Origin of the sequence: Ruegeria denitrificans, assembly GCF_001458295.1 — a bacterium.
Lineage (GTDB): Bacteria > Pseudomonadota > Alphaproteobacteria > Rhodobacterales > Rhodobacteraceae > Ruegeria > Ruegeria denitrificans.
Genome location: NZ_CYUD01000002.1, coordinates 165,854 through 184,560 on the forward strand (window position 1 = coordinate 165,854; position 18,707 = coordinate 184,560).

The following is an 18,707-nucleotide window of genomic DNA, read 5'->3' on the forward strand; positions in this document are numbered from 1 at the left end:
TATTACCAAAGTTCCAGCGATCAATCGTCGCGGTGGACCTTTTCGCGGCGCTCGTGACGTTCCTGTGCCTCAAGCGTCATGGTCGCGATCGGACGCGCATCCAGACGCTTCAGCGAAATCGGATCGCCCGTCTTTTCGCAATAGCCGTACTCACCCTCTTCGATGCGGCGCAGGGCCGAGTCGATCTTGGCCACCAGCTTGCGCTGACGGTCACGGGTACGCAGTTCCAGCGCGCGGTCAGTTTCCTCGCTTGCGCGGTCTGCGACGTCCGGAATGTTACGGGTGTTGTCCTGCAGCCCTTCGATCGTGTCGCGGCTGCCCGCCAATAGCTCTGTCTTCCAATCCAACAGCTTGCGGCGAAAATACTCAAGCTGTCGATCATTCATGAAAGGTTCATCTTCGGCCGGGCGGTAATCCTCCGGCAGAAAAACTTCCTGCTTCATTTTTGCTCCCTCGGTATGGCCAGTAACGTCGGTTGCTGTTGTTTGACCTGACATTTGGCACTCCCTTCTGCGGAGCGTGTAACCGACGTTCGCGTGAATGTCACTACACAAACGTCGTCTTGATACGTCACGTCTCCGGCATGTCTAAATATGAGACAAATAACAACAAAACCTTGTTATACTGTGGAAATTGTCAGGCAAAATTTTGGCAAACCGCATTCCGGATTGCGACCCAAAGTGGTCGAATCATGCAAAAGAGTTTGGAGTCGTTACGAAATTCTCATCACGTGACGCTGTGGGCTGCTTGTCAAAAGCATCGCCTCTCTGTAACCCGAACAACACAGATTGCGCGAAACCACATGAGGGGCCCATGACCGCACGTTTCCAAGGCACCGCTGAATATGTTGCCACCGACGACCTGACCATTGCGGTGAATGCTGCCGTGACCCTGGAGCGCCCTCTGCTGGTCAAGGGCGAACCCGGCACAGGTAAGACCGAGCTGGCCAAGCAGGTGGCCGGTGCGCTGGGGCTGCGCATGATCGAGTGGAATGTGAAATCCACCACTCGTGCGCAACAGGGTCTGTACGAATATGACGCGGTCAGCCGGTTGCGCGACAGTCAGTTGGGCGAGGAGCGTGTGCATGACGTGTCCAACTACATCCGTGAAGGTAAGCTTTGGCAGGCGTTCGACGCTGACGAAAAGGTCGTTCTGCTGATTGACGAGATCGACAAGGCCGACATCGAATTTCCAAATGATCTGCTGCAGGAACTCGATAAGATGGAGTTCCATGTCTATGAAACCGGCGAGACCATCCGGGCCAAGCACCGCCCTATCGTCATCATCACCTCGAACAATGAAAAGGAACTGCCCGACGCGTTTCTGCGCCGCTGTTTCTTTCACTATATCCGCTTCCCGGATGAGGCGACCATGCGCCGGATCGTCGAGGTCCACCACCCCGGCATCAAAGACGCGCTGCTGACCACTGCCCTTACCCAGTTCTATGAAATCCGCGAAACGCAGGGTTTGAAAAAGAAACCATCAACCTCCGAAGTGCTCGATTGGCTGAAATTACTGCTGGCCGAGGACCTGACCGCCGAGGATCTCAAACGCGAAGGCGCGAACGCTCTGCCCAAGCTGCACGGTGCGCTGCTGAAGAACGAACAGGACGTGCATTTGTTCGAACGTCTGGCCTTTATGGCGCGGAGCAAACGCTGAACCTGTTGAATAATCGGTGATCGCTGCTTGCCTTGGACAGGTCTGGCTGTCAGCATTGCAGGTGGCGGTCCGGTTTACCCGGGCTATCTATGACCGGTACCAGACGGGACATCTTGATTGACTGACACTCTGACCATCCGCGCCCTGCGGCCCGAAGACCGTGCTGAATGGTCCGACATGTGGCGCGACTATCTGGCGTTCTATGAAACAACGGTCGCGGATGATGTCTATGACAGCACCTTCGCGCGAATGCTGGGCGACGACCCGAATGATTTTTCATGCTTTGTTGCGGAACAAAACGGGCAGCTTGTCGGTCTGACCCATTATCTGTTTCACCGCCACGCGTGGAAGGTTGAATCCGTCTGTTATCTGCAGGACCTGTTCGCCCGACCCGAGGCACGCGGCACCGGTGTTGGCCGCGCCCTGATCCAGACGGTGTATGATGAGGCTGACCGGCAAGGCGCGCCCTCGGTCTATTGGCTGACACAGGATTTCAACCACGCCGCCCGCAAGCTTTATGATCGCATTGGCAAGCAGACGCCTTTTATCCGGTATCAGCGCCCGTGATGCGTTGGCTGGCCCTTGTTGCAGGCGTAGCGTTGGCAGGTTGCGCGACGGTCGAACCCATCGAAGTGCCGACCCGCGTTCAGGCGATTGAAGAAACGTTGCCTCCGGCCAAGGCGTTCACCCGTGCATTCCCTTCTCCACCGGGTCGGTCGAACGCCAATATCGCGGCGGATTTCGTATCGTTGCATTTCGCGCTGGAAGGGGGTGCACAACTGCCGGTCTTCACCCGTTTCGAAACCCCGATCACCTTGCGTCTGACCGGCGCGCCGACGCCTTCGATGCAACGCGACCTGACCCAGTTGCTGAACCGCCTGCACCGCGAGGCCGGGATCGACATTCGTCAGGTATCGGAAGGCACGGCCAACATCACAATCGAGGCCGTCAGCCAGGCGCAGATTCACGAAATTCTGCCACAGGCAGCCTGTTTCGTGGTGCCGAACTCTTCGAGTTTCGAAGAATACCGGCGCGACCGGCGTAAACAGAAAAGCAGTTGGAGCCGCCTGCGCAGCCGCGAACGTCTGGGAATCTTCATCCCCTATGACGTCAGCCCGCAGGAAAAGCGCGATTGCCTGCATGAAGAGATCGCGCAGGCACTGGGGCCACTGAACGATCTGTACCATCTGCCAGATTCGGTGTTCAACGATGACAATATCCACACCGTCTTGACAGGGTTCGACATGCTGATCCTGCGCACGGCCTATGCGCCCGAACTGCGCAGTGGCATGACCCGCGAACAGGTCGAGGCCGCCCTGCCCGGCATTCTCAGCCGTCTGAACCCGCGAGGAGACACCCTGCCCGCGCGACCAGTTTCTGAAACGCCGCGCGAATGGATCAATGCAGTTCAAAAATCCCTGCGCCCACAACTGAACACACAACGGCGGCTGCGGGCCGCGAAAAAGGCTGCAAGGATCGGTCAGGAGGAAGGTTGGACCGATCATCGTCGTGCCTATCCGTACTACTTGATGGGTCGGATGGGTCAGTTCGACAATCCGCAGGACTCGCTACGCGATTATCAGACCGCCTTGAAATATCTGCGCGCAACCCCCGGAACCGAAATCCATCAGGCCTATATCACCACCCAAACCGCCGCTTTCGCTCTGGCTCTGGGCAAAGGTCCCGAGGCCCTGCCCGAACTGGATAAGGCCATCAACGTGATGACGCGGGCCGAGAATGCCTCGCAATTGGCTACATTGTTGCTGCTAAAATCCGAAGCCCTCAATCAGGCGGGTCGGACAGCTGAGGCACGTTCCGTCAGGCTGGACAGTCTGGGATGGGCACGCTACGGGTTCGGCTCGGAAACGGTGGTCCGGTCGCTGAGTCAGGACGTTGCGGAAGGGCCCCCCAACAACAACAGGGGCGGATAACGCATGGTCGTAATTCTGGGAATGGCAATACTCGGGGCAATCCTTGGGGCACTGACGGCGCGCAAACGCAATGGCACAGGTGCCGACATGGCGCAATATGCCGCCGGTTATAGCATCGCCTTTGCCTTAGTCGGGCTTGTGCTATCCCTGATCCTCATACGTTTTGTAGTCTGACCAATGTTTGTGCCCTTTTTCGAAAACCTCAGAAAATCCGGCATTCCCGTATCCTTGCGCGAATACCTGACCTTTCTTGAGGGCATGAAAAAGGGGCAAGCGACATACGATGTTGAGGCCTTCTATTACCTCGCCCGCGTGTCGATGGTGAAAGACGAACGCAACATCGACAAATTCGATCGCGCCTTTGCCGCCAGTTTCGAAGGGCTGGATCAGATCAGCTTTGAACAGGTGCTTGAAGCGGTAGACATACCCGCCGACTGGTTGGCGAAGATGGCCGAGAAACACCTCTCGGATGAAGAAAAGGCCGAAATCGAGGCCCTGGGCGGGTTTGACAAGCTGATGGAAACGCTGCGCGAACGGCTTAAGGATCAGAAAGACCGTCATCAGGGTGGCAACAAATGGATCGGCACTGCCGGCACGTCTCCGTTCGGGGCCTATGGCTATAACCCCGAAGGGGTACGCATCGGTCAGGCCGAAAGCCGCCATCAGCGTGCTGTCAAGGTCTGGGACAAACGTGAATTCAAGAACCTGGATGACACGGTTGAACTTGGCACGCGTAACATCAAGGTGGCCCTGAAACGTCTGCGCCGCTGGGCACGCGAGGGCGCGGCGGAAGAGCTGGATCTGGACGGCACCATCCGCGCCACTGCCGAACACGGCTATCTGGACGTCAAAACCCGGCCAGAGCGTCACAACGCAGTCAAAGTGCTGCTGTTTCTAGATGTAGGCGGGTCAATGGATCCACATATCAAGGTGGTCGAGGAACTGTTCTCGGCTGCACGGACCGAGTTCAAGCACCTCGAGTACTACTACTTTCACAATTGCCTGTATGAAGGCGTCTGGCGCGACAATCGCCGCCGTTGGGACCAGCAAACCCCTACCCATGAGGTGCTGCGCACCTATGGCTCGGACTACAAATGCATCTTCGTCGGCGATGCCTCGATGAGCCCTTACGAGATCGCCTATCCCGGCGGGGCCAACGAGCACTGGAACAAAGAGGCCGGTCAGGTGTGGCTGCAACGCGCGCGCGAACAGTGGCCGTCAAACCTGTGGATCAACCCGGTGCCCGAGAAATACTGGGAATACACCCACTCCATCGGCATGATCCAAGAACTGTTCGAGGATCGTATGGTGCCGATGACCCTGGCTGGACTGGAGCAGGGAATGCGGGAACTGACTCGATAGCGCTTAGTCAGTCATCATTACCCCGGGCATTGCGTCCCAATTGGAAACAAAAATCTAGCTCGACTTGCATTTCGCCACAAACAGTCCAGTACGAGAAACAATTAACCTGAAAATACCCCCAGGTCAGATTTTTGTGATACGTTTGGCCGTAGTTGAGGCTGGGGGGCTGAAATGACCAAATTTAACTTACGTGCTTTTCTTGTATCCACCGCGATGTCAGCGTCGCTTGTTTTCACATCTGCTGCAGTAACGACCTTTGTTCTGACAGCCGATGCTGCCTATGCAAAAGGCAACAAAGGCAATGGGAATGGCAATGGGAATGGGAATGGTGGTGGTAAGGGTAAAGGAAAAGGCCAGAGCGGCGGTCAAGGCAAGGCGAGCAAAGGCGCCGACGCTGGTAAATCCAAGTCCGGAGCCGCAAAAGATCACAAAGAACGCAAGTACACGACAAAGAACGGTCGGGTGGTCAAAGTAAAATCCGGCAAAGCAAAAAACGGGAAAAATCAGAAGACGTCACTGGCTGGCCTAGGACGCGAATTTAAACGCGATGTAGAGCAATTGTTTGGCAAACGGTCGGCAAAAAAATCCAAGCGAAACACTACCAAGACAACCAGGAAGACCTACAAGACAGCGTCGATTTCGCCGATTGAACAATCCCCTCGTCCAGTTACACGCAGCGTCAAACGGTATGTTGCCTATGACAAAAAGAAACACCACAAGCACTATTACCGTGACCCGCTTGTGGACGCGATAACCGATCCTTACGGTTCGGACAAACTGCGCAATCTGAACGCATCAAATGCTGCTGCGCAGGCGTTCAAAAATGCCTCCCCCAACAGTAATGTGGGTAAAATCGCAACTTACCAGGCGGCGGCGGAAAACTACTATGGCCTGCGTTCTGATCTGTACGATGCACGGCGTGATCTGAAGGACCTCAATGAAAGCTATAACGGTCGCAGCAGTTATGAGATCAACGACGACATAGAAAATCTTGATCCAAATGATCCCAACTATGACGACAAGCTGGGTGCGTTGGAGAAAGAACTGCAGCATGCAGAACGCTACGAGGAAGCCCGGGATGACCTGCGCGATGATGTTCGGGACCTGAAGGCCGAAACCCGCGACGCCTTATATGATGCGGAATCAGCCTTTTACGACGCCTCCAAAGGGCGCGCATTGACACACAACACACTTGGCGATTTTCATTCGAACCTCGGCTTGCCGCAACCCAAAGACCACCACAAATACGATGAGGCGAAACAGCCATATGATTACGAAGACTCGTATTACGCCTATTCCAAAGACAAGACGTTTCAACCGGTCGAGACAAACTATCGGCTTCACTATGAAGAAGCCGACTATTCCAACAAAAAGTATGGCAAACGTCATTACCGTGACCCGCTTGTGGACGCGATAACTGATCCTTACGGTTCGGACAAACTGCGCAATCTGAACGCATCAAATGCTGCTGCGCAGGCGTTCAAAAATGCCTCCCCCAACAGTAATGTGGGTAAAATCGCAACTTACCAGGCGGCGGCGGAAAACTACTATGGCCTGCGTTCTGATCTGTACGATGCACGGCGTGATCTGAAGGACCTCAATGAAAGCTTTGACGGACGCAGCAGTGATGAGATCGCGGATGATATAGCGGCGCTTGATCCGGGTGATCCAAACTACGAGGACCAACTCGACAGCTTGGAGAACGAACTCCATGCAGCAGAGGCCTATGAGGAAACCCGCGATGATTTGCGTGGAGATGTGAAAGATTTGCGGGTCGATACCATGGTTGCTCAGAAGCAAGCAGAGTACGCCTTTTATGATGCGTCGAAAGGCACGGCATTGACGCCCGATGCACTTGCCGAATTGCATGAGAATTTGGAGCTGCCAACAACGACTGATTGATAACGACGAGTGGGCGCCCCCGATGCACTGAGTAATTGGGGAAAGTCTTTGCGATTTCGGCTTGCCTCACCCTTAGGAGCAGCCCATATCTGAGATATGCTGCGTTTTACCCCGATCCTGCTGGCCATCGCCTATGCCATTGTGATGTATCGGATTTCTGTCTGGCGCACTCATCGTGAGTTGGACGCAAAGTCGACCGAACTGGCGGACCCGGCGTTGAAACGCATGACCGATCGGCTGGCAGCGGCTTTGGAGATCGACCGGGTGCCGGTTTATATCTACGAAATCGACCCGGTAAACGGGCTGGCAGCGGCGGACGGGCGGATTTTCATCACCCGCGGCTTCTATCGCAAGTTCCTCAACGGAGAGGTCTCGGCCGAGGAAATGGCCAGCGTGATTGCGCATGAACTGGGGCACGTGGCCCTGGGGCACGCGCGGCGGCGGATGATTGACTTTTCCGGCCAGAACGCTTTGCGGGCGGCGCTGATGATGCTGCTGAATCGCTTCATTCCTTTCATCGGTGCATGGATTGCCAATATGCTGACCCATCTGCTGGCGTCGCGTTTGTCGCGTGGCGATGAATACGAAGCCGACGAATATGCAGCTGCCCTGCTAACCAAAGCCGGAATTGGCATCGGGCCGCAGAAATCACTGTTTCACAAGCTGGAGAACCTGACCCAGCAGCGCGCCGGTGTCGTTCCCGCATGGTTGATGAGCCATCCGAAGACAGATGAACGGATCGCGGCACTGGAAGCACTCGAGCAGCGTTGGGGCACAGATGGTTAGGTTGGCAGCAGTGGGCTAGCCGAAAATCAGATGGTGATCGCTTTGCCCAATTTTGGCAGACGGGCCTTTTTCATCAGCGCGCGTAAAGTCCATTGATCACCGGACAGGCGGTTGGCCTCAGCCAGAACACGATTGGCAACATCAGTCATACCTTCCGGATCATCCAACCAGAAACTGTATAGCAAACCGTCGGGATCGCGACGCTCAAGCCCTTCTTCTGACAGGATATTTCTTGGAAAATCTTTGGCGTTTACCGTAACAATAGTATCGGCCGAGGTCGCCACGGCGGTGGCAAGGACGTGGATATCGGCGCTGTCGGGCAGCCAGAGGCGTTGTTCAAGCCCCAGATTGGCAGCACATTCGGCCTTGGGCCACTGCGCTTGGGTCAGGGCGATTTCCGCGCGGGCCTGCGCTTCGCCTTCAGGACCCAGCTTGCGGGCGGCACGCGCCCATTCTTCGAGGATACGTGGGGACCAGATCGGCGTGTAGTGACCCAATCTGGCAGCGCCCAACAGCATCTCTCGCATCACCGTGGGGTAGATGACGCAGGTGTCCAGAACCGCCTTCACAGCCGGTAGAACACGGCTTTGAGGTAACCGCTTTCGGCCAATTGCGGCAATTGCGGGTGATCCGCCCCGGCGAACCCTGTGTTGATCAGTTGCGCCTGCCGCCCTGCCCGGCCAATCCCGCGCGAGGACGCGTCGCGGAACCGGCCCAGATCAGCCGCGTGTGAACAAGAACAAAGGCCCAGATAGCCGCCCGGTTTCACCAAAGGTGCGGCCAACCGCGCAATACGTTCATAGGCGCGCAGGCCCGCGTCCAGCGCTTGTTTCGATGGTGCAAAGGCAGGCGGGTCGCAGATAACGACATCGAATTGTGCGCTCTCTTCGCTCAGTTTGGTCAGCACGTCGAAAGCATCGCCCTGCCGGGTTTGGAACTGGTCAGCAAATCCCGATGCCTCGGCCCCTCGGGTGGCCAATTCTAGCGCCGAAGCCGAGCCATCGACGGACAGGGCCTGCCCTGCACCCCCGGCTAACATTGCCAGGCCGAACCCACCTACATGGCTAAACACATCCAGCACCTGCGCACCCGGCTGCACCAGTCGCGCGGCAAAGGCATGGTTGGGGCGTTGATCGTAGAACAGGCCGGTCTTTTGGCCTCCAGTGAGGTCGGCCATATAGGTCGCGCCATTCATCGGCACCGGTAGCGGAGCGTCGGGGGCTTTCCCACGCAAGGTCTGGTTTTCGTCATCCAACCCTTCTAAACCTCGGGTCCGGCCCGAGGCGTTTTTCAGGACAGTTGTCACACCCGTCACCGCAACCAGAGCGTCGGTCAGCGTTTCCAGATGTGCCTCGGCCCAGGCAGCGTTGGGCTGGATCACGCAGGCATCGCCAAAGCGGTCGATGATCACACCCGGAAAGCCGTCAGCTTCGGCATGGATCAAGCGGTAATATTGAGCGTCAAACAGGCGTTCGCGCATGTCCAAAGCGCGACGCAGGCGGGTTTCGAACCATTCGGCGTTCAAGTCGGCGTCAGTATCACGGTCCAGCACGCGACACATGATTTTCGACTCGGGGTTCACAGCCACCAATGCAATAGGCGCGCGTTTCTCATCCTCAAGAACGGCCAGAGCACCAGCGGGAATTTTGCGCGTGCGGCGGTCGGCGACAATGTCGTTGGCATAAACCCAGGGGAAGCCATGGCGCAGGCCGCGCGCGTTGGCTTTGGGTTTCAGACGGATACGGGGGCGATCGGTGGCTTGGGTCATGACGCCCTCATAGTGGTGAACGCGCCGGGGGAAAAGCCCTAGCGCGGTCGAGACCGCCAGCCGCCGCGCCGCTTGGGGGTCTGTGCTGATTGTAGCCCTTCGACCAGCACCTGCGTCATCGGATGATCGGCCTCTTGCCCGGCATAGATGGCATGCAGCGCGGTCAGCGCCTGAGTCTGGTCGCGATCCGCAGGCAGGCTGAGCGCCCAGTCCAGAAAGATGCTGCGGCATTCGGGCAGCGTGATGCCGTCGATGCGGTACGCCTCGCGGATCAGGCCCTTGTGATCGTTTGGATCGTCATTGCGCGGCATCCTGCCCCTCCTCAAGCACGCGGTCGATAATTCCGGCGGCGGCGGTGTAACTTTCCTGCAGTGCTCCCTGCAACTGTTCGACCTGTTCGAACCCAGTGGCCCGACACAGGAAAGCCGCTCCGCCTTCACCAACGATATCGGCCTCGATCCCCTTGCCAGACAGCAGCTGAGCAGCGCATTGCACGGACCAGCATAGATCGTAGGCCTGCTTCAGCGTTTGTGCCTGAGCGACATCCAATAATTCGGCAGCGACAGCGCCGTCTAACCCGGAATGCACATCGCGCTGCGTGGCACTGGACAATAATGTCCCGGCCTGGGCCATCAATTCGATATCCATCATTCGTCCCGCGCCGTTCTTGGCATCCCATATCCCAGACGGCGACTTGGCCGCTGCCAGGCGCACGCGCATCTCGGCCACTTCACGCAGCACCTTTAGACTGTCCTGAGGCCGGGACAGAAAATCAGTGCGGAAGCTTTCAATATCCTGCGCCAATCCAGCGTCGCCTGCCACCACGTGAGCACGGGTCAGGGCCAAATGCTCCCATACCCAGGCCTCGTTGCGCTGATAGTTGGTGAAGCTGGCCCAGCTGGTTGCGACCGGCCCCTGATTGCCGGACGGGCGCAGGCGCATGTCGACCTCATACAGCCGCCCCTGCGACATCGGTGCGGACAGTGCCGTGATCAGCGCCTGCGTGAACCGGGCGTAATAGGTGCGCGTGGCCAATGGCCGCGGACCGTCCGACATATCCTGATCCAGTGGGTCATAAATCACGATCATGTCCAGATCAGATTGCGAGTTGATCTGCCCCGCCCCGAGCGATCCCATACCCAGTACCGCCACACCACGCCCCGGCGCAGGTCCGTGCTTTTTGGCGAATTGGTCTGTCACGCAGGGCAGGATTGCGGTGATAACGGCGCTGGCCAATTCGGCATATTGCTGACCGGCCCGCACGCCGTCAATCAGACCACGCAGATGATGCACACCGACACGGAAATGCCATTCCTTGCACCAGCGGCGCGCGAAATCCAGTTGCGTTTCATAGTCTGCTTCTTGTTGCAACGCCTGTGAAAGCTCGACCTCTAGCGCAGCTTGTCCCGGCCAGTCGCTGAAGAAGCTGCCAACAAGCACTGCATCAAAGACCGAGGCATTTTGCGACAAATGCGCCGCCAACGCGTGCGAGGTGCCCACGATATCCACCAGCAGATCAATCAGATGCGGATTGGCTTCGAACAGAGAAAACAGCTGCACCCCGGCGGGTAGACCTGCAAGGAACCCGTCCAGCGCCCGCAGCGCCTCATCCGGTTTGGCGGTTTTCGACAGACGTGAGAGCAGTTCGGGCTTGAGACGTTCAAAGATCCGCGCGCCCCGTTGCGAGCGCAAAGCAGGATAGGTGGTCCATCGGGCCAGAACGTTCTGGTCGAATTCGGCTTCACTGACAGGTGCAGGGGTCGAGGAACCGGGGGCAAAAAACCCTTCAGTCAGCTCGTGCACTTCGGTCAAGCGGCGGGTCAGGTCAGCGGTCAGCTCGGCACTGTCGATCCCCATCAGACAGGCAACGCGTTCGATCCCATCCGGAGATTGCGGCACCTTATGGGTCTGCGCGTCGTGAACCATCTGAATGCGATGTTCGACCTCGCGGTGGGCACGATAGTGGTCGGTCAGCTTTTCGGCCACGTCCTGCGGTATCCAGTCTTTTCCGGCCAGCGCGGCCAGTCCGGGGACGGTGCCACGCACGCGCAGGTCAGGGTCACGCCCCCCGGCGATCAACTGACGGGTTTGGGTGAAGAACTCGATCTCACGTATGCCGCCCTGTCCCAGTTTCATGTCATGGCCGGGAATGGTCAGCGCACCGCCAGTGCCTTTGTTCTCGCGAATGCGCAGGCGCATGTCATGGGCGTCCTGAATGGCGGCAAAATCCAGATGCCTACGCCAGACAAAGGGGCGCAGCGCGTCCAGAAAGCGTTGCCCTGCCGCGATGTCTCCGGCGCAAGGGCGCGCCTTGATATAGGCCGCCCTTTCCCAGGTGCGGCCAAGGCTTTCATAGTACCGCTCGGCCGCCTCTGTTGCCAAACAGACAGGGGTCACCGCCGGGTCGGGGCGCAGGCGTAGATCGGTGCGGAACACATACCCATCTGCGGTCTTGTCGCTGAGCGTGGCGCAGAAATTGCGCGTGGCCCGCACCATTCCCTGCCTTGCATCAAAGAAATCATCGGGATCAAAGCGGGTTTCATCGAACAGAACGATCAGGTCGATATCCGAGCTATAGTTTAGCTCATGCGCGCCCATCTTGCCCATCGCCAAAATGATCATCCCGGCGGCGGTTGCCACATCGTCCTCTGTCATCCCCGGCAGCTTGCCACGCCGGATCAGCGCCGCAATTTCAGCCTTGGCGGCCACATCCGCAGCAAGTGCGCCGAAATCCGTCAGCGCAGCGGTCACTTTCTCTAACGGCCAGGCGCCCGCCAGATCGGCTAGTGCGGTCAGCAGCGCCATGCGCCGCTTGGCTTGCCGCAAGCCGGGTTTCAACTGATCAGGTGGCAAGGCCCTCGCTGCGTCCATCACATCCGCAAAAGCCTGATCAGGCAGTTGCAAGGCAGACGGTAGCCATTCGCGTTCGTGTTCGATCAATCCCTTTAGATATGGGCTCGAACCCGCCGTTCCTGCAATCAGCTCCCCTTGTTCAGGCGTGATACCAGGTACCGCATTCAGCGCCTCATCACCCAGCGATGCATCAAAGGCCCGCGGAACACGGTGGATGGTCAGCGGGCCGGTCATTGCGCCTCCAACGGAGTGTCCTGACTGAAACTGTTGACCCAGACGTTATGGCGGCGTTCCCACAGGGATGAGATTAGCATAGCCTCCCATGCGTCACTGCCGGGGCGTTGGTAATCGGCACGATAGGATAGCAGGACAATATCAGCCGTCAGAACTCGCAGCTTCGTTTCGCTCAACTCGTATCGCGCCATCGTCGGTGCATCGGCAAATTGCCCAACATGATCATCGCGGTTGGCAAACCCTGTGGGGTATACTCCCAGAAAATCCGCGCTCAATAGCGCTCGATCGGCCGAGGCATTGCCTTCAACCAAGGCTGTCCAGACCTGCTTTTCCAGTTCCAGAATTTCGGCAAGTGACGGGGCGGTTTTTCGTTCTTCGACAGGCATTTTTGCAAACTGCGTGGTTCTCTGAGTGACGTCAACCAAACTCGACCTCGGCAACCAATGTAAATCTTTTTCACATCGACCCCTTGCAACCAGCCGTCCGCTTCCCATCTTATCAATGTGAAAACGATTTACATCAACCCCGGAGACCCCAAATGACCGCATTGTCCGACCCCGCCGTCCCTGAAAATCCGGGATGGCTGCACCGTATCGAAGCCTGGCTTGACGACAAAGGCAAAGGCGCCTGGATCGCCGCCATGGTTCTTGGTTTCATCTTCTTCTGGCCCGTTGGCCTGGCCCTGTTGGCCTACATGATCTGGAGCAAACGCATGTTCAGCAAATCCTGCAGTCGCCGTAAATCCTGGCATAGCCACATGAGCGCCATGAAACCCTCGGGCAACAGCGCGTTTGATGCCTATAAGGCAGACACCCTGGCGCGGCTTGAACGCGAACAGCAGGATTTCGAATCCTTCCTGCGCCGCCTGCGTGACGCCAAAGACAAAGCGGAGTTCGATCAATTCATGGACGAACGTGCCCGCGAAAACCATGACGAGGCCGAAAACGGCGCGCGTACCTGATCAAGACTTGCCCTGCCCCTCCATTCGGGACAGGGTATTTTCCGAACAATATCCGGACATTATACAACATGACTCACCTGCCCGATCCTGACACCCAGCCTGAGTTCTACCAGTCAGTCGCAACCAAGCGCTTTGTCGCATGGCTATTTGACATCGCCTTAATTTCGCTGCTGTGCATTGTGCCGGTTTTCCTGACATTCGGCGCGGGATTGTTCTTTCTACCTCTAATCTACGGCGTCATCAGCTTTGTTTACCGTGTCGTCACAATTGCCAACGGATCGGCAACGCTGGGCATGCGATTTATGGGTATTGAACTGCGAGACACATTCGGGTCCCGTCTGGATATGGGCAAAGCCGTGGCCCATACGGCAGGGTACTTCATAAGTATGGCGTTTTTCGTGGTTCAGATCATCTCGGTCATCATGATGCTGACCAGCGCACGCTGTCAGGGCCTGACGGATTCCTTCCTTGGTACGGTCATGATCAATCAACGGGCGTAAAAAATCCGCCTCGTGAATCACTTGGCGGCTCAGGGAACCGTTGTTATCATCCTGTTTCAGGAAACACGGAACCTTCATGCGACACACGCTGCCCATCGCGCCGCAATTCTATGTGACGGCCCCGCAACCCTGCCCTTACCTTGAGGGCAGGATGGAGCGTAAACTGTTCACCGCCCTACAGGGCGAAGGCGCCGACCAGCTGAACAATTCCCTGTCACAACAAGGGTTTCGCCGGTCTCAGAATGTGCTCTACCGCCCCTCCTGCACCGATTGCGCCGCCTGTCTGTCAGCCCGCATCGACGTGGCAGCCTTTCGCACCAGCAAAAGCCAGAAACGAACCGCCAAGCGCAACGCCTATTTGCAGCGCCGGGCAAACTCACCCTGGGCGACAGATGACCAATACGAACTGTTCCGCCGCTACCTGGACACGCGCCACGCCGACGGCGGCATGGCCGATATGGACGTGTTCGAATTTGCGGCAATGATCGAAGAAACCCCGATCCGCAGCCGCGTGGTCGAATATGCCGACCCTGAAAGCGGAGAACTGATTGCCGTCAGCCTGACCGACGTTCTGGATGACGGGCTCAGCATGGTCTACTCCTTCTATGACCCAGAACAGCCGCAATGTTCTCTGGGGACTTACATGATCCTCGACCATATCGACATCGCGCGCGAGGCTGGCTTGCCTTACGTCTATCTGGGCTATTGGGTGCCCGGCAGCCCCAAGATGGGTTACAAAGCGCGGTTCTCAGGGCTTGAGGCCTATATTCAGGGTGATTGGAAACGTATCCGCAACCCCTCCGAATTGGCAGACGGCAAGCACCATCCCCTGTCGACCGCTCCGATTGCCGAACAAGTCGCCAACATCCAACTGCCCGACCGCCACCCGACCAAGGGTTGACCAGACATGCGCCAAAACCTTCACGCCGTCACTCTAGTGGTGCCGGATTACGATGCCGCCATTGCGTTCTACACCCAGGTTCTCAACTTTGCCCTAAAGCAGGACATTGACCTGGGCGATGACAAACGCTGGGTGCTGGTGTCGCCGCCAGGATCAGACTCTGGGTCGCTGTTGCTGGCCCAGGCCGACGGGCCGAACCAGATCGCCGCCGTGGGCAACCAGACCGGTGGCCGCGTTGGATTCTTCTTACAAACCGACGATTTTAAACGTGATCACGCTGCAATGCGGGCCAAAGGCGTCCATTTCGAAGAAGACCCAAGGCGCGAACCCTACGGCACGGTCGCCGTCTGGCGCGACCCGTTCGGAAATCGCTGGGACTTAATTCAGTTCTCCTGATCCGGGCTTCATCTGGCCAAAAATATCTCGGGGTTTAATTGGCCGCAGGCCAAGAAGGGGCTGGCCCCTCAGCGAACCAAAAAATCAAAGGGGGCCAATTGGCCCCCTTTTCTATTGGATCACAGCTATCCATCAATTCGGGATCAGATCCGGCACGATGGTCACAATCGAGGGGAAGGACCACAATATGCCAATCCCTACCACTTGAATGATCACGAACGGTACAATCCCGCGATAGATATGGCCCGTCGTCACCTCTTTCGGCGCAACACCCCGCAGGTAGAACAGCGCAAACCCGAACGGCGGTGTCAGAAACGAGGTCTGGAGGTTCACTGCCACCATGATCGTCACCCATTTCGGGTCGAACGACCCGCCATAGATCACCGGGCCCACGATGGGGATCACGATGTAGATGATCTCGAGGAAATCCAGCACAAAGCCCAGAATGAACAGCACTAGCATCACGATCAGGAAGACTGTGAACTCGTTGTCAAAGCTGCGCAGGAATTGCTGAATGTAATGCTCGCCCCCGAATGAGATCACCACCAGGTTCAACAGCTGCGATCCGATGAGGATGGTAAAGACCATAGAGGTCACTTTGGCCGTCTCGCGCACCACCGGGGTCAGAACACCGCTTGAGAACAAGACCCAACAGGCAAAGATCAGGCCAAACAGCGCATAGAGATAGGCTGCATAGGCAAGGATGAATGCAATCCAGGTTTCGACTGAGATATCGCCTTGATTGACACGCAGGTCGAAATTTATACCCATCAGCATGCAGATTACGATGGCAAAGGTCGACCAGATGATCACCTTGCCTGAGTGCCCCTGATCCTGCAGCTTGCGATAAGCCGCCAGCATGATCGCCCCGCCCGCACCTAGCGCCGCCGCCGGTGTCGGGTTTGTAATGCCGCCAAGGATAGACCCCAGCACCGCGATAATCAGAACCAGCGGTGGAAAGACCACGCGGATCAGATCATTGGTGGCACAGCGTTCAGCCGCAAACTTGCAGCCATAGATTGCCAGAGCAAACGGAATCGCCATGATCACGAATGCCACCCCGGACGAGGTCGTCGGCGCAATCAGCAGCACATCCACCAGCACCATCAACAGCAGGCCAATGGTGCCGATGATTAGAGGTTGCGTCGATTTCGACGGTGCGATGCCGCGACCGAACAGCAATGTCAGGCCCAACAGCACGACGATAACCGCAACGCCGGTTCCAATAGGCGCCGTGGCTGCGATTTTGGCCTCCTGCGAAGCAGCCAGCTCTTCCTCGGTCAGACGTTGAGCTTGAGCGACTCCGCCCGCCTCATCCAGCGCTTGCTGCTCGGTCACGGCCTGATCCCAAGCGGATTGACCGTGCAGTTCGATCATCGAGACCTTGCACTCCTCGGACACGTTGGTGCGCAGCGAAGCGCCCTCACCGATATCCGAGAAGGCCGAAACGGTGATGTTCTGGCTGCCAATCACGCCTGTGCTGCCCAGCAGAACGGCCCCTACGATTAGCGCGACAGGCGCACCCAGCAGCCAGGTCAGGCCTTCACCGCGGGTGATCGGCTCGCCGCCACCGCCGCCTAGCTCAACGGCCGGGGCCTTCTCGGGGTTCATCAGCGCATAGCCAAAGGCATACAGCGCATAGAGCAAAGCCAGCATGATCCCCGGCAGCAACGCCGCCTGGAACAATGTGCCAACCGAGACCACCGCAGGCTCGCCCAAATAGGTCAGCGCGTCAGTACACCCGGCTTCAACCGCGCGGGTTTCCTGCGCGGTCGAATACAGATCACCAGCCAGCGTGCCCAGCAGAACAATCACGATAGAGGGCGGAATGATCTGCCCCAACGTCCCCGAAGCCGCGATTACACCGGTCGCCAGTTCTGGAGAATAATTGTTCCGCAACATGGTCGGCAGCGCCAGCAGACCCATGGTCACAACTGTCGCGCCCACAATCCCGGTCGAGGCCGCCAGAAACGCACCCACAACCACAATCGACACGGCCAAACCGCCAGGCAACGGCCCAAATACACGCGCCATTGTCGTCAGCAGGTCGTTGGCGATCTTTGAACGCTCCAGCGTGATCCCCATCAGGACGAACATCAGTACGGCCAACAGGGTTTCGATGGATTGCCCGGCCAGAACACGTTCGTTGATACGGTTCACAATGAACGAGACGTTGCGGTCCAGCGCAGTTTCCCAGCCAGAGGGGAAGACCGGCTCACCTATGGTCGGTAATTCCGGGTATCGGAATACGGATATGGTGTCAGGCTTGATGCCCGAATTCACCAGATCCCGATAGGCCTGTGTGCCCGAGTCGATGGCCTGATGCACCAACAACCCGGCGCTGTCCAAGGCCGCGATGATCCCGAATGAGATGATACCAGCCCCACCGATGGCAAAGGCCACCGGGAACCCGGAAAGGATGCCTCCGAAAAGGCAGAAGAATACGATAATGAGGCCTATTTCGACGCCATCAAGTCCGAATAGCATAGTCTGGGTCTCCGTCCTTAATGTACGCCTTCGAAGGCTTCTTCACCCTCGCCGAGGCTGTCTTTGTCGAGGTATTTTCCGGCACTGTCCGGCCCTTCCACGTATTCAAGATACGACCGGTACAGGAATGCAATCGCCTGCAAGAAGACCAGCCCGGCAAAGGCTACAAGCATGATCTTGAACAGGAAATAGGCAGTGAAACCGTTGGGGCTGAAACCGATGGTTTCCACATTCCAACGCATCGCCTTTGATTTCAAAAGCAACCGCTCCAACGTATCACTGGCCGAGGGTTTCGGCACGATCAGATGGCGCCACATGAAGTACCAGCCATACATCCAGACCAGCACCGCCAGCGGCATCATAAAGAACACCGAGCCCAGCATATCGATCACCTTCTTGGTGCCGAACCGGGCCGGAGCATAGAACAGGTCAACCCGTACGTGCCCGCCTTGTACAAAGGTGTAACCCACGCAAAGAGACACCACCAAAGCGTTGTAAAACTTCAACATTTCAGCATACCAGCTGATGTCGTATTGCAGCGGGATACCAAAGGCGAGCACAATGTCGGGGCGGGTAAAAATCCGCTGCATGATCACGATGATGATCTGCTGCAACACCATCAGCAGACCGGCCCAGGCAAAGAACCGGCCAAGGGTGTTGGTGAACCCCTCAAGTCCGCGCACACAACCCCACATGAAATTGTTGCGGACCATGCCGATGATCGTGATGATCAGAAAGACTGCAAAAACGGCAAAGAAGAACTCAACCGATCCGCCATAGTAGACGAAGCGCATGACAGCTTCTTTATCGGACCAGTCCAGCCAAAGGCTGGGATGGGTCAGCGCGTAGCCAATGTTGTAGAAGGCTTGGGCCAGATTTTGCAGAACCCAGACAATCCCGCCGCCAACTGCGGCAAGAGCGTCGGTCAAACCAACCGAGCTGCTGTCGTCCATGATGTCCCTCACTC

Annotated in this window: 19 protein-coding genes; 11 read left to right on the forward strand and 8 right to left on the reverse strand. The window is 57.4% G+C overall.

The window, feature by feature from the left end:
* Positions 1–20: 20 nt before the first annotated feature.
* Entirely contained in the window at positions 21–443 is a 423-nt protein-coding gene (gene dksA, locus RUE5091_RS03640; protein WP_050602554.1) for an RNA polymerase-binding protein DksA, read from the reverse strand.
* 370 nt (positions 444–813) lie between these two features.
* Between dksA and RUE5091_RS03645 the strand changes: the two genes are divergently transcribed.
* From RUE5091_RS03645 to RUE5091_RS03670, 7 genes are all read left to right on the forward strand, one after another.
* Positions 814–1,659 carry an AAA family ATPase gene (locus tag RUE5091_RS03645; RefSeq protein WP_058280530.1) on the forward strand — a complete coding sequence of 282 codons (846 nt, stop codon included), beginning with the start codon at positions 814–816 and terminating at the stop codon, positions 1,657–1,659.
* 117 nt (positions 1,660–1,776) lie between these two features.
* On the forward strand, positions 1,777–2,226 hold the full coding sequence (locus tag RUE5091_RS03650) for a GNAT family N-acetyltransferase (protein ID WP_058280531.1): 450 nt from the start codon (positions 1,777–1,779) through the stop codon (positions 2,224–2,226).
* Complete coding sequence (locus tag RUE5091_RS03655) at positions 2,226–3,590, forward strand: DUF2927 domain-containing protein (RefSeq protein ID WP_058280532.1); 1,365 nt, start codon at positions 2,226–2,228, stop codon at positions 3,588–3,590. Before RUE5091_RS03650 ends, RUE5091_RS03655 begins: the two co-directional genes overlap by 1 nt.
* Positions 3,591–3,593: 3 nt before the next feature.
* Positions 3,594–3,764, forward strand: a complete 171-nt coding sequence (locus tag RUE5091_RS23220) for a hypothetical protein (protein WP_165590748.1) — start codon at positions 3,594–3,596, stop codon at positions 3,762–3,764.
* A 3-nt stretch (positions 3,765–3,767) separates the two neighbouring features.
* On the forward strand, positions 3,768–4,952 hold the full coding sequence (locus RUE5091_RS03660) for a vWA domain-containing protein (RefSeq protein WP_058280533.1): 1,185 nt from the start codon (positions 3,768–3,770) through the stop codon (positions 4,950–4,952).
* A gap of 171 nt (positions 4,953–5,123) precedes the next feature.
* A complete protein-coding gene (locus RUE5091_RS03665; protein WP_058280534.1) occupies positions 5,124–6,854 on the forward strand; it encodes a hypothetical protein in 1,731 nt (576 codons plus the stop codon).
* Positions 6,855–6,950: 96 nt separating this feature from the next.
* Positions 6,951–7,640, forward strand: a complete 690-nt coding sequence (locus RUE5091_RS03670; RefSeq protein ID WP_058280535.1) for a M48 family metallopeptidase — start codon at positions 6,951–6,953, stop codon at positions 7,638–7,640.
* 26 nt (positions 7,641–7,666) lie between these two features.
* Here the strand turns inward: RUE5091_RS03670 and RUE5091_RS03675 are convergent, their stop codons facing one another.
* Genes RUE5091_RS03675 through RUE5091_RS03695 form a run of 5 tightly spaced genes read right to left on the reverse strand, consistent with a single transcriptional unit; the run spans position 7,667 to position 12,881 of the window.
* Positions 7,667–8,209 (reverse strand): RSP_2648 family PIN domain-containing protein, encoded by a 543-nt coding sequence (locus RUE5091_RS03675; RefSeq protein WP_058280536.1) that lies wholly within the window; start codon positions 8,207–8,209, stop codon positions 7,667–7,669.
* Complete coding sequence (locus RUE5091_RS03680) at positions 8,206–9,408, reverse strand: RSP_2647 family RNA methyltransferase (RefSeq protein WP_058280537.1); 1,203 nt, start codon at positions 9,406–9,408, stop codon at positions 8,206–8,208. The genes RUE5091_RS03675 and RUE5091_RS03680 overlap by 4 nt, the downstream gene beginning before the upstream one ends.
* Positions 9,409–9,446: 38 nt before the next feature.
* Positions 9,447–9,719: a hypothetical protein gene (locus RUE5091_RS03685; protein WP_058280538.1), complete on the reverse strand. Its 273-nt coding sequence runs from the start codon at positions 9,717–9,719 to the stop codon at positions 9,447–9,449.
* Complete coding sequence (locus RUE5091_RS03690; RefSeq protein ID WP_058280539.1) at positions 9,706–12,495, reverse strand: [protein-PII] uridylyltransferase family protein; 2,790 nt, start codon at positions 12,493–12,495, stop codon at positions 9,706–9,708. The genes RUE5091_RS03685 and RUE5091_RS03690 overlap by 14 nt, the downstream gene beginning before the upstream one ends.
* A complete protein-coding gene (locus RUE5091_RS03695) occupies positions 12,492–12,881 on the reverse strand; it encodes a nuclear transport factor 2 family protein (RefSeq protein WP_058280540.1) in 390 nt (129 codons plus the stop codon). The genes RUE5091_RS03690 and RUE5091_RS03695 overlap by 4 nt, the downstream gene beginning before the upstream one ends.
* Positions 12,882–13,033: 152 nt before the next feature.
* Between RUE5091_RS03695 and RUE5091_RS03700 the strand changes: the two genes are divergently transcribed.
* The 4 genes from RUE5091_RS03700 (at position 13,034) to RUE5091_RS03715 (ending at position 15,253) form a co-directional block, all read left to right on the forward strand.
* Entirely contained in the window at positions 13,034–13,456 is a 423-nt protein-coding gene (locus RUE5091_RS03700) for a DUF2852 domain-containing protein (protein WP_058280541.1), read from the forward strand.
* Between the two features lie 68 nt (positions 13,457–13,524).
* Positions 13,525–13,956, forward strand: a complete 432-nt coding sequence (locus tag RUE5091_RS03705; protein WP_058280542.1) for an RDD family protein — start codon at positions 13,525–13,527, stop codon at positions 13,954–13,956.
* A gap of 76 nt (positions 13,957–14,032) precedes the next feature.
* Positions 14,033–14,857: an arginyltransferase gene (locus RUE5091_RS03710; protein WP_058280543.1), complete on the forward strand. Its 825-nt coding sequence runs from the start codon at positions 14,033–14,035 to the stop codon at positions 14,855–14,857.
* A 6-nt stretch (positions 14,858–14,863) separates the two neighbouring features.
* Entirely contained in the window at positions 14,864–15,253 is a 390-nt protein-coding gene (locus RUE5091_RS03715) for a VOC family protein (RefSeq protein ID WP_058280544.1), read from the forward strand.
* Positions 15,254–15,385: 132 nt separating this feature from the next.
* Here RUE5091_RS03715 and RUE5091_RS03720 read toward each other — a convergent pair whose 3' ends face one another.
* Together RUE5091_RS03720 and RUE5091_RS03725 are read right to left on the reverse strand one after the other, a co-directional pair.
* Entirely contained in the window at positions 15,386–17,740 is a 2,355-nt protein-coding gene (locus tag RUE5091_RS03720; protein ID WP_058280545.1) for a TRAP transporter large permease, read from the reverse strand.
* A 17-nt stretch (positions 17,741–17,757) separates the two neighbouring features.
* On the reverse strand, positions 17,758–18,693 hold the full coding sequence (locus RUE5091_RS03725; RefSeq protein WP_058280546.1) for a TRAP transporter small permease subunit: 936 nt from the start codon (positions 18,691–18,693) through the stop codon (positions 17,758–17,760).
* Positions 18,694–18,707 lie beyond the last annotated feature (14 nt).

Excerpts from the sequence above, each read along its gene's own strand:
- RUE5091_RS03670 (WP_058280535.1), top strand. The coding sequence starts at position 6,951 with ATGCTGCGTTTTACCCCGATCCTGCTGGCCATCGCCTATGCCATTGTG.
- RUE5091_RS03700 (WP_058280541.1), top strand. The coding sequence starts at position 13,034 with ATGACCGCATTGTCCGACCCCGCCGTCCCTGAAAATCCGGGATGGCTG.
- RUE5091_RS03660 (WP_058280533.1), top strand. The coding sequence starts at position 3,768 with ATGTTTGTGCCCTTTTTCGAAAACCTCAGAAAATCCGGCATTCCCGTA.
- RUE5091_RS03680 (WP_058280537.1), bottom strand. The coding sequence starts at position 9,408 with ATGACCCAAGCCACCGATCGCCCCCGTATCCGTCTGAAACCCAAAGCC.
- RUE5091_RS03665 (WP_058280534.1), top strand. The coding sequence starts at position 5,124 with ATGACCAAATTTAACTTACGTGCTTTTCTTGTATCCACCGCGATGTCA.
- RUE5091_RS03685 (WP_058280538.1), bottom strand. The coding sequence starts at position 9,719 with ATGCCGCGCAATGACGATCCAAACGATCACAAGGGCCTGATCCGCGAG.
- RUE5091_RS03645 (WP_058280530.1), top strand. The coding sequence starts at position 814 with ATGACCGCACGTTTCCAAGGCACCGCTGAATATGTTGCCACCGACGAC.
- dksA (WP_050602554.1), bottom strand. The coding sequence starts at position 443 with ATGAAGCAGGAAGTTTTTCTGCCGGAGGATTACCGCCCGGCCGAAGAT.
- RUE5091_RS03720 (WP_058280545.1), bottom strand. The coding sequence starts at position 17,740 with ATGCTATTCGGACTTGATGGCGTCGAAATAGGCCTCATTATCGTATTC.
- RUE5091_RS03655 (WP_058280532.1), top strand. The coding sequence starts at position 2,226 with ATGCGTTGGCTGGCCCTTGTTGCAGGCGTAGCGTTGGCAGGTTGCGCG.
- RUE5091_RS23220 (WP_165590748.1), top strand. The coding sequence starts at position 3,594 with ATGGTCGTAATTCTGGGAATGGCAATACTCGGGGCAATCCTTGGGGCA.
- RUE5091_RS03695 (WP_058280540.1), bottom strand. The coding sequence starts at position 12,881 with ATGCCTGTCGAAGAACGAAAAACCGCCCCGTCACTTGCCGAAATTCTG.
- RUE5091_RS03710 (WP_058280543.1), top strand. The coding sequence starts at position 14,033 with ATGCGACACACGCTGCCCATCGCGCCGCAATTCTATGTGACGGCCCCG.
- RUE5091_RS03690 (WP_058280539.1), bottom strand. The coding sequence starts at position 12,495 with ATGACCGGCCCGCTGACCATCCACCGTGTTCCGCGGGCCTTTGATGCA.
- RUE5091_RS03725 (WP_058280546.1), bottom strand. The coding sequence starts at position 18,693 with ATGGACGACAGCAGCTCGGTTGGTTTGACCGACGCTCTTGCCGCAGTT.
- RUE5091_RS03715 (WP_058280544.1), top strand. The coding sequence starts at position 14,864 with ATGCGCCAAAACCTTCACGCCGTCACTCTAGTGGTGCCGGATTACGAT.
- RUE5091_RS03705 (WP_058280542.1), top strand. The coding sequence starts at position 13,525 with ATGACTCACCTGCCCGATCCTGACACCCAGCCTGAGTTCTACCAGTCA.